The 8,913-nt window shown below is 37.6% G+C and carries 12 protein-coding genes and 2 pseudogenes; 6 read left to right on the forward strand and 8 right to left on the reverse strand.

Features of this window, described 5'->3' with window-relative positions:
* Positions 1-595: 595 nt before the first annotated feature.
* The 5 genes from BLR88_RS04755 to BLR88_RS04775 all read right to left on the reverse strand — a co-directional run bounded on the left by BLR88_RS04755 (position 596) and on the right by BLR88_RS04775 (position 3,811).
* Positions 596-865 carry a 2TM domain-containing protein gene (locus tag BLR88_RS04755; RefSeq protein WP_057898605.1) on the reverse strand — a complete coding sequence of 90 codons (270 nt, stop codon included), beginning with the start codon at positions 863-865 and terminating at the stop codon, positions 596-598.
* Positions 866-985: 120 nt separating this feature from the next.
* Positions 986-1,558, reverse strand: coding sequence for a DL-endopeptidase inhibitor IseA family protein (locus tag BLR88_RS04760; RefSeq protein WP_057898604.1), 573 nt, complete (start codon positions 1,556-1,558; stop codon positions 986-988).
* A gap of 148 nt (positions 1,559-1,706) precedes the next feature.
* The gene (locus BLR88_RS04765; RefSeq protein WP_091260075.1) at positions 1,707-2,099 is read right to left on the reverse strand and encodes an ArpU family phage packaging/lysis transcriptional regulator; all 393 of its coding nucleotides are present in this window, start codon (positions 2,097-2,099) and stop codon (positions 1,707-1,709) included.
* A 540-nt stretch (positions 2,100-2,639) separates the two neighbouring features.
* Positions 2,640-3,005, reverse strand: coding sequence for a hypothetical protein (locus tag BLR88_RS04770; protein WP_057898602.1), 366 nt, complete (start codon positions 3,003-3,005; stop codon positions 2,640-2,642).
* 257 nt (positions 3,006-3,262) lie between these two features.
* Positions 3,263-3,811: a hypothetical protein gene (locus tag BLR88_RS04775; RefSeq protein WP_091260077.1), complete on the reverse strand. Its 549-nt coding sequence runs from the start codon at positions 3,809-3,811 to the stop codon at positions 3,263-3,265.
* Positions 3,812-3,955: 144 nt separating this feature from the next.
* Between BLR88_RS04775 and BLR88_RS20670 the strand changes: the two are divergent.
* A pseudogene (locus tag BLR88_RS20670) lies at positions 3,956-4,129 on the forward strand (helix-turn-helix domain-containing protein); the annotation flags it as partial.
* A gap of 6 nt (positions 4,130-4,135) precedes the next feature.
* Positions 4,136-4,369, forward strand: a pseudogene (locus BLR88_RS20675) (tyrosine-type recombinase/integrase); the annotation flags it as partial.
* A 65-nt stretch (positions 4,370-4,434) separates the two neighbouring features.
* On the opposite strand, the gene BLR88_RS04785 reads toward BLR88_RS20675, so the two are convergent.
* Together BLR88_RS04785 and BLR88_RS20520 are read right to left on the reverse strand one after the other, a co-directional pair.
* The gene (locus BLR88_RS04785) at positions 4,435-4,623 is read right to left on the reverse strand and encodes an aspartyl-phosphate phosphatase Spo0E family protein (RefSeq protein WP_057898600.1); all 189 of its coding nucleotides are present in this window, start codon (positions 4,621-4,623) and stop codon (positions 4,435-4,437) included.
* Between the two features lie 12 nt (positions 4,624-4,635).
* On the reverse strand, positions 4,636-4,797 hold the full coding sequence (locus BLR88_RS20520; protein WP_082705957.1) for a zinc ribbon domain-containing protein: 162 nt from the start codon (positions 4,795-4,797) through the stop codon (positions 4,636-4,638).
* Positions 4,798-5,240: 443 nt separating this feature from the next.
* Here BLR88_RS20520 and BLR88_RS04795 point away from each other — a divergent pair, with 443 nt between their 5' ends.
* Genes BLR88_RS04795 through BLR88_RS04805 form a run of 3 tightly spaced genes read left to right on the forward strand, consistent with a single transcriptional unit; the run spans position 5,241 to position 7,297 of the window.
* Positions 5,241-6,551, forward strand: coding sequence for a sensor histidine kinase (locus BLR88_RS04795; protein WP_057898599.1), 1,311 nt, complete (start codon positions 5,241-5,243; stop codon positions 6,549-6,551).
* Positions 6,532-7,185, forward strand: coding sequence for an accessory gene regulator ArgB-like protein (locus tag BLR88_RS04800; protein ID WP_057898598.1), 654 nt, complete (start codon positions 6,532-6,534; stop codon positions 7,183-7,185). Before BLR88_RS04795 ends, BLR88_RS04800 begins: the two co-directional genes overlap by 20 nt.
* A complete protein-coding gene (locus BLR88_RS04805) occupies positions 7,163-7,297 on the forward strand; it encodes a cyclic lactone autoinducer peptide (RefSeq protein ID WP_082705956.1) in 135 nt (44 codons plus the stop codon). The genes BLR88_RS04800 and BLR88_RS04805 overlap by 23 nt, the downstream gene beginning before the upstream one ends.
* Positions 7,298-7,455: 158 nt before the next feature.
* Here the strand turns inward: BLR88_RS04805 and BLR88_RS04810 are convergent, their stop codons facing one another.
* Positions 7,456-7,899: a flavodoxin gene (locus BLR88_RS04810; RefSeq protein ID WP_057898597.1), complete on the reverse strand. Its 444-nt coding sequence runs from the start codon at positions 7,897-7,899 to the stop codon at positions 7,456-7,458.
* A gap of 260 nt (positions 7,900-8,159) precedes the next feature.
* Here BLR88_RS04810 and thiW point away from each other — a divergent pair, with 260 nt between their 5' ends.
* Positions 8,160-8,651: an energy coupling factor transporter S component ThiW gene (gene thiW, locus BLR88_RS04815; protein WP_091260078.1), complete on the forward strand. Its 492-nt coding sequence runs from the start codon at positions 8,160-8,162 to the stop codon at positions 8,649-8,651.
* Positions 8,652-8,913 lie beyond the last annotated feature (262 nt).

The following is an 8,913-nucleotide window of genomic DNA, read 5'->3' on the forward strand; positions in this document are numbered from 1 at the left end:
TAAATGTTTCAATTCCTCATAGGTAAGCTACAAACTCATACACATTGCCAGGGAATCACGCAAAGAGAGAAGTTTCAATTCCTCATAGGTAAGCTACAAACCCATTTTACATGAAAACATACATAATGAGAACCCTTGCGGCATAACGTTTTTTTAGTTCTCACACCAAAATATAAACATACGCCATATGATAAGCTATTTTTTACGTCCTATCGCCAACTTCCATGTTTATACGTATTTAAACCAAAACCACATGTCGTCGATCCCCCACCTTTTTTGCAGGATTAGAGGTCGACGACATCGACAACAATCGTTATTTATTTTGACCTATATCGTTATATAAATTTGCTTTGAGATTTCGATGTTTCAAACAACCAATTCTGGATAATACTTTCTCAGGACACGAATGAATAAATTCAAAAAAATGAGAAACAGATAAGCGAATCTCCGATTCATCTTCTCGTACTCTTCATCTCCAGGCTACAGTTCAACACGTGGATTATACTGCGCTGGGTTAATGCTACTTACTGGTACTTTCCATATTTCCATGTTGCCATTCACCTCCAAAGCAAAATAAAAAGCACCGCGTGGGTGCCTATTCCTTGTCCATAAACTCTTGAATTTTCTTTTTCTCCCATTCTGAACCGAATAATCCTCCAAATCCCAGAACTGTTATGCCGTGAGCGAGTAGTCCAATCCCCCATCCGAACAAAGGAAAATAAAACCAAGTACTATCACGGGAAAATAGCAAATCAATAAAAAACAAACCGATGTTAACTAAAATAAAAACAACCAAATGAATATAAAACCCTTTTAGCGCTTTTACTCTTTTTTTTGCTCTAAGATACTTCTCGTTTTTTTCCATTTTCTTCACATCCTTTCCCTAATAAAATCAAACGTGAAAAAAAAGAAAAAGTTTCATAAATAAGACCGCTCCCCTCGGAACGGCCTCCTTCGCTTATCTTCTGACACTATCTTCTGTTCTTTAAAAAAGCGTTTCTGGCGGCGTAGCAATTCGCCATACACCATTTACTTTTTTTACTTTTATTGTTTTAATTTCCGGTTTTGATTGATTATCAGGATAAGGGATTGATAATTTATATTCCTTAGTTGTTGAAGAGCTTTTAGTCAGTTTTGCTGTTGCTTTATCAAATTCTAGAATGTTTCCTGTATCCGCATTTACCTGTGCCATTCTTCCTTTGTACTCAATGAAGCGCTTTTTTATATATGCTTCACTTGCTTCTTTTGTGAATGTCTTCATTAAATAATCAAGTAGCTTTTTTCTTGTGCCAATATCAGAAGAAAGATATCGATACTCAGAATTTTTTACATTGAAGACTTCCATTTTTCCCTTGCCACCACCATCAGCGTAAAAATATCGTTTTTTTGCTTCTACAATTAACGAAATGATATTCTTTTCGTTTATTGCTTTGATTTGTGTAGGATCTACAGCTCTTTGTTTTGTAACAGCTGCTGCAACAGGTTCTGCAATGACAGGATTAACAGAAAGTAAACCACAAGACACCACTAAGCAACCAATTAGCATTTGTTTTTTCATGTTTACATCCTCCTTTAGCTTTCTACTTTCTAAACGAAAGGTTGAAGGAAAATGTTGCTACTACCTTTCCGTAAAAAAGCCTTCACTGGATTTTTTATGCTGACACCGGCTCATCAGCCAATACTTCCAGATTCAACATGAATGCAAGCTAATATACGGCCTTTGCTTTCTGTCTTCCATACGTACTCTCTGACATTCCTAACTCTGTGCAGACAATATAATCAAAGACATCCTCATCTTCTAAATAGCGCTTCTCGATGATTTGACGCTGACGTTTCGGTAGACGCTTAACCGCTCTTTCAACGCGCACTGTAAGCCTTCGGACCCTTTCTTCCTCGTCCACATTCCATGTGGCAAACTCAGCCACCTGGTCACTTGTCTTGTTGGTCGCACCGTGATACCGAGCTTCATAAGCAGGCGTCATCTCGATTTCACGACAAACAAAACCAATCTGACGATAAATACGTGCCGTCTTCAACGCTTCTTCTACGCGGCGCTGTGTAGCCCTCCGGTTAATCTTCGGCAAAAACGATAATTGCATACCTAATTCCCCCTGCTCATGGTAAATTATTTTTATAGGAAGTAAGCAGGGACCCCTACCCGGTTGGTGGCCGGGAGGGGATTTTTTTATTTATATATCCAAAAAATTGAAACTTTCTACCTTTTTATTCCGTTTATAATATGACTCCCTTTTTTTACTACCTCTATATAGAGAGGTAGCAGTGTATAAGGCACACCTCTTTTACTTCCCCTTCTGTAACTACACAGAAAGGGGCTTTTTTATTCCCTTTAAAAACTGCTCCAACCTTGTCCAGATTTCGAGGTAGTAGTTCTCTAACGACTTACCGCAATGCAAAATTCTATACACTTTATGCCACTCCTATTTTTAAAAACGATTTTGTATTTTTCATCCATTTTGTCCTTATTTAATTTGCCATTACTAACGACGCTTTTTCCTCTTCTTCAATCAAAAGACGCAACATATCGCCTCGATTCATTCCTGTTCCCATAAGTTGATGAATGACATATTGCTTTTCACCCAATAACTTCTCTAGGCTTTCATCGACCGTATTTTCTCCAATCAAAGAATATACTTTAAGGCATTATATAATTGAATTTGATGAGTACGTAAAGGGATTTTCGGCGAGTAACTTCCTGATAAACTGACAGATTCAACAGATAAATCATTACGATGATCAAGTAGTTTAAGTAATTCTTTGTCAATTACATGAACAGGCGTTTTTCTCGCCTTTTTCCTTCCAGGGACTTTAGGCAGTCGTTTCCTATATACTACTACTCCCGATTTATGCTCCATATCTGTAAGCGTTTGAGATTCATTTTCTTCCTTTTTATCGTTCGTAAGAGGTTCTGCCAATTCTTCAGTTTGTTCATCTTCCTGTTTCTTCTTTCCAAACAAGCTGAATATCTTTTTAATCCAACTCCACATATTCATAACTCCTGATGCAAAAAATAAAAATGATAGGATTACCAATATAACCAATAAAAGAAAAACCAGCTCAATGAAATAACTTTCAATCTTGCTCTCTTATTGCTTATTTAACAGGTTCTAGTTTTTCTTGTAGAATTTCTTTTAACAGTCCCAGCTCACTTTCTTCTTCCTGATTATTGGTACCGAGTTTACCGCGAAGGACCTTAACAAGATAAAAAATGTACTATGAAATTAAATAGAAATGTTTAAGATAGTTATTTTGAGCCACTTTTAAAAGAATAATTATTACTTTTTGGAAACGCTATAATGATAAAACATGTGATAAAAGCCACCATCGTCACTATAATACCAAATATTAAACCAATGGACTCCATAAAGGTATCCTCGACGGGATACGAAGGTTTTAATGTCATTAACCTGTAAACGAACACCAAACTCAAAATAATATAAAAACTACTTCCTACTAACCCCACCTTGAAACGATTAGCCTTACTCCCTTGCCATGATTTACTTATTATCATCCAAAAACAGACACTAACAATTACAGCAAGGAGCATGATAATTACATGGACAAAAGGAATGATGAAATAGGCAAGTAAATAAAGAATAAAACCAACTAAAAAAAATAGAACAGCATTAATAAAAAATAAAAATACTCCAGTTCTCCAATGACTTTGAAACCATGTAGCATGTTTCATTTTTTGAATCATTTTATAATCAACGTTGATTTTTTCCATCAATGAATTTTTAAAGAGTAAAAAAACAAAGATTGCAACAATGCCAATAAATAATATGGAAGACATAATATCCCTCCTTTTCTTTTACTTCAAAGCTAAATTTAAATGGCTCGTAGATGAACCATTCTCCCGGTGACACTTTGAGGAATAAACGTATCATACTGAATTCCTTTCGCATTGTGGTTCATCAGGGAGCTGGAGGTGACTCAAGTGATTCAATCGAACTTACCGGTTCTGATGGCGAAACATGGAGTGAGAACGTTAGCTGAAGTTGTAAGACAAACAGGTTTGTCCAGGACAATGTTAACTGCGGTCTGCTACAGCAGGGGAAAAGGGATTCCGTTCGATACGATGGATGCCCTGTGTGAGATGTTCGGGGTTGGCATTGGGGAACTGCCCGTTATTCGCTTCCATGATCTCCGGCATACACATGCAACCATTTTGCTACAACTTAGCGAAAATCCAAAGGTTGTATCTGAGCGCCTAGGACATGTTAACATAACTATTACTCTGGATACTTATTCTCACATTCTGCCTGACATGCAAAAAAACCTTGCTCAAAACTTCGACGTTGCGATGAAAAATCCAGTCAAAAGGAATACAAAATCAGCTTTAGTAGACTAAAGGTGGTCAAAATGTGGTCAATTTCCTATTTTTAAGAAGAAAAAGAGTAAAAAACCCCTTATATATCAAGCGTTTCCTCTCTCCGGAGTATTTTTTTGCTTTATTTTATAAGAATAATATTGATTAATTAATTTATCCAGTTTTTTACTCATAGCTATTACCGCTGGGTCCGTTAATTTCCTAACGCTAGCTACTCTATTTAATTCTTCCCTCGCCTCTTCAATCGCACACAAAAGAAACTCTTCTTCGTTCAACTTTTTTCTCCTTTAACATCTGTAAATAGATTTATTAATGACAGTAAATGTAATGTCCCGATGGGATGTATACCCACAGTGACAACGGTAGTTGCGAGTAAATCCTTTCTTTCTGCGTTTGCAAACAGGACATGTTTGAATGCTATACGATTTGTCTACAAACAATACCTTAATGCCTTGTGCCTAGCATTTGTATTGAAGGATTTCCTTTGTTTGTAGGAATGCTTGGCGGTTCTGTCCCCTTTTTGCATCGCTTTATGCGTGACTTGTGGCACAACACCTGTATGTTTTGACTATGTAGACCCTACTTTCTATTGAGAAGAGCTTGCTGAACTCACCTCCTTTTATATGATTTTCTACTATATCATAGAAGGTAGGGATAGAAAAATAAAAAAGCGATTCCATCCCCCACCTAGATAGAAAGAGGACTTCTCGCTATTCATGTTAAAATATAATTAAAGAAGCAAAATCTCTTTTCCCTTCTTTGTTATGCTTTATGCTCTCTTTCAAGAATAAATCACCGCAGTAGACTATCAATAATAATATAAAAAAATTAGCATATAATCCATATTTATGTGTGTACAGGAGATATTGTATAATTTAAGGAGCGGCATAGCATGAATCTTTTAATGTTTTTCCTCTACTCTATACCGGAAGAGTTTCTCATTGTAGCCCTATGCATTACTTTAGCAGGTTATAATATATCTGCTTGTAAATTGAGATATATTATCGTTTCGCTTCTTCTCGCAATTAGTGTGAAAGCTTTACAACTGTTAGATCTTTCACTACCTTTACGCTCTTTTTTCCAATTTGTGATACTCATCATTTTAGTAAAGCAAGGAATGGGGATTCCATTGCTTCCGCTGATTACTTGTTCCGTCATCACTTTACTTGTGCTTCAAATGAATGAACTTCTTGTAATGAGTATATTTACAAACTTTTACGATAAAACGCTACAAGAAATTCAGATGGAGCCTTTATTATGGTTTGCAAGAACTTTACCCAATCTGCTCCTAATGTCTTTGTTTCTGTACATAATTAAAAAATACAAAATATTCTTTTTCAAAGAAAATATTCCTTCCAACAAACTTACTTTTCGTTCATATTGGATATTTTCTGCGTTTTATACGTTTGGCATTATCGGAGCCATCACATTGGAACAAGGCGACATCGGCCCAGGATATATCCTTGTTTGTATCGTTATTTTTCAAGCTTTCTCGCTGTTAGTCATTCAGGAACTGGTCAAATCAAATCGGCATGAAACCCAACTAGCGGTTTATAAAGAATCGATTAAAAACATGACCTCTTTATTTACAACGATTCGCTCACAACGCCATGACTTTGCCAATCATATTCAAGTGCTATATATTCTGGCCAAACAAAAAGAACATGAAAAATTGTTACGTTATATCGAACAGCTGGTCGGTCAAATCACATCAATCAATGAAGTTTTACTTTCGGATAACCCTGAACTAAGCGCTTTGTTGCAAACAAAGATCGCGCAATTTGCACAAGAAAAAATTCGGTTGCGCTTACATCTCACCTCTTCATTGACTGAATTAGAGATACCTGTGATAGAATTGAATCAAATTATCGGAAATCTATTAGACAATGCGGCCGATGCTATAAAAGCAGCCGATTACCCAAGCGATGAAATTCTTTTAGAAACAATCAAAATAAACAACAAAGTGCAAATTAAAGTGAAAAATTATCGCCCTATTATTCCAATCTATTTACAAAAGAAAATATTTGAATACGGATTTTCTACAAAGCAAAACCATTCAGGTTTGGGACTGGCAATCGTAACAAGTCTAGTAGAGAAAAACAAAGGAACCCTGTGTCTCATCAGCAATGAAAAAGTCGGAACCGAATTTACCATTACATTTCCGGTTAAGGAGCTGAAAAAGATTGAGCAAAAAACTGGCTGATACCATCGCTTTAGCGCTCATCAAGCACAGCGATACCCGGCACCCACTTCCTGTTCTGTCCTATGGCCTGCAAATTTTAATCAATACCTTAATTAAAATTGTTATGATTACGATTATCGGCTGGGTCTTACATATCTTACTGGAACTTTACATAATGATTTTCTTTTTCGGCAGCTTTCGTATGATTACAGGTGGGGTTCATGCGCATACGTTCTTTAAATGTTTAACAATCAGTCTTGTTTCTTTTGTTTTATTAATCCTATTATCTTCTTACACTTTGCCCTTTTTTATAGAAAATAAATTCATTATCCTTCTTTCGCTCTTCCTCTTTGGCACAATGATTACATGGCTTTATGTTCCGGCCAGATGGGGAAATAGAAGATTCTCCAAAAAGAGAATCACTGTGTCAAAATGGTTATCCATTTCTTATCTTGCTCTTATTCTCTTGTCCGTTTGGTGTATACCTGCACATTCTACGATAAACAAACTACAAGAAATTTCATGGATCGCGGTTATGGGAATTACCTGGCAATGCATTCTCGTTACACCATGGGGATACGCGCTCTTCGATAGAATCGAGCGGATTACGTTATTGAAAGGAGGTGACAACAATGTGGCAAAAAATGAAGGGTAAAATGTTTGGCGGAATCGCTTCCATTGCCTATTTGCTTGCTTTAACCGGTATTAGCACAAACAGTTGGTGGACATCTTATGAACCGGAAATTCCCAAGGAACTGCAAAAGTAATGACTTCACGGCCGGGAACAAAAAACAGGACTCCTGGTTAGAATAACCAGGAGTCCTGTTGACTTTATAGTTCTAAAGAAACAACAGCAGACGGCTTACCACTCTCTTTCCTTCAGGCTTTGGACGAAACCTATCTCCCTCTTACCACAGGGTAAGTGTTATGTAATAGTAGCCGCAAAACTCTTGCCGAAATCTCGGCACACGTCCTTTTCTTCTTTCTCAGGAGCCAGTTCCACTTTAAGTCCTGGCAGGGTCACATCGGCTCCTGATGCTTTGGCGCGTTCCTCCAGAATGTCAACCGCTGCACAAAAATCTGGGTACGATGTATCTCCTGATCCGAAAATCGCCGCTTTTTTTCCTGTTAAATCAAGAGATTCCATGTCATCATAAAAGTCAAGAAACTCATCCGGCAATTCGCCGTCCCCCCATGTGTAAGCTCCCAGCAAAAAACCGTCATAATCAAGCAAATCTGTAGCGTTTATTTCTACCACACTTTTTATATCTACCAATACTCCTTGGGATTTTACCCCTTCCGCTACAAGTTCGGCGATTTCTTCTGTATTTCCTGATAAACTAGCATAGACCAAAATAACGTTTGCCATTCCTCTCCCTCCAAGAAAATGATAATCATTATCAATACATTCTTTAATGTATCAATAATGATAATCGTTGTCAACTGTGTGAGTGAAAACCGGGAAATCGATCTGTGTTGACCTGTAACCTGCCTCATCTTTACCGAAAGAATTAAAAACGTTATAATTCCTTTTGGTGTTTTTCCCTATTTTCTATGATAAATATTAGAACATCCGGTCAGATAGATATCTAAATGAACAAATGAAATGTTAGTAAAGGAGAGAACAACATGAAAGCAACCGTACGTTTAACATTTATGGCTCTTCTCGTAGCCATCGGAACCATTGGTTCGAGTTTTTTATGGTTTCCGGCTGGCGTGGCCAAAGCTTATCCTATACAACACGCCGTCAACGTCATCGCAGGCGTTTTACTTGGTCCGGGAGCCGCCGTTTTTATTGCCTTTACCATCGGAGTCATCCGCAATATCCTGGGAATCGGGACGTTACTGGCGTTTCCGGGAGGAATGATCGGGGCTTTCCTTGCCGGCTACTTATACAAGAAAATCCGCAAAACTTGGGGAGCGGGTATTGGTGAGATCGTCGGTACTGGCCTCATCGGTTCCTTTGTTTCCATTCCAATCGCCACCCTGTTAATGGGAAAAAGTGTAGGTGCCTTTGCTTTTGTTCCCCCTTTTCTCATTAGCAGCGTGTCTGGTGTCCTTATCGCCTGCCTTCTGCTTCCTTTGCTTAAGAAAACACCACTTGGTGACTATTATAAATAATATATATATAGATCTGAATTGATGTCTTAACTGGAAAAATTTTACCATACTGATTCCTATAAAAATTTCAAAGGAGTCGGAATGTATGGGAAAACTTGTCGTAACACAAGCACATGGTTTTACACCGGAAAGTCTGCGTGTAGAAGAACGAAAAATGCAAGATGTACTCTTTAAGCAACGCCTTATGGCGGTTCGACTGGTCATGGAAGGATACTCGGCCACATGTTCTGCAGCAGAGAAATGTAATGCGGCTACCTTTTTG

It is taken from the genome of Aneurinibacillus thermoaerophilus, from assembly GCF_900099925.1.
In the GTDB taxonomy this organism is placed as follows: domain Bacteria; phylum Bacillota; class Bacilli; order Aneurinibacillales; family Aneurinibacillaceae; genus Aneurinibacillus; species Aneurinibacillus thermoaerophilus.

Bases quoted from the DNA above. Each gene is read 5' to 3' on its own strand.
- BLR88_RS04755 (WP_057898605.1), bottom strand. From the start codon at position 865: ATGGAAAAAAACGAGAAGTATCTTAGAGCAAAAAAAAGAGTAAAAGCG.
- BLR88_RS04760 (WP_057898604.1), bottom strand. From the start codon at position 1,558: ATGAAAAAACAAATGCTAATTGGTTGCTTAGTGGTGTCTTGTGGTTTA.
- BLR88_RS04765 (WP_091260075.1), bottom strand. From the start codon at position 2,099: ATGCAATTATCGTTTTTGCCGAAGATTAACCGGAGGGCTACACAGCGC.
- BLR88_RS04770 (WP_057898602.1), bottom strand. From the start codon at position 3,005: ATGTGGAGTTGGATTAAAAAGATATTCAGCTTGTTTGGAAAGAAGAAA.
- BLR88_RS04775 (WP_091260077.1), bottom strand. From the start codon at position 3,811: ATGTCTTCCATATTATTTATTGGCATTGTTGCAATCTTTGTTTTTTTA.
- BLR88_RS04795 (WP_057898599.1), top strand. From the start codon at position 5,241: ATGAATCTTTTAATGTTTTTCCTCTACTCTATACCGGAAGAGTTTCTC.
- BLR88_RS04805 (WP_082705956.1), top strand. From the start codon at position 7,163: ATGTGGCAAAAAATGAAGGGTAAAATGTTTGGCGGAATCGCTTCCATT.
- BLR88_RS04810 (WP_057898597.1), bottom strand. From the start codon at position 7,899: ATGGCAAACGTTATTTTGGTCTATGCTAGTTTATCAGGAAATACAGAA.
- thiW (WP_091260078.1), top strand. From the start codon at position 8,160: ATGAAAGCAACCGTACGTTTAACATTTATGGCTCTTCTCGTAGCCATC.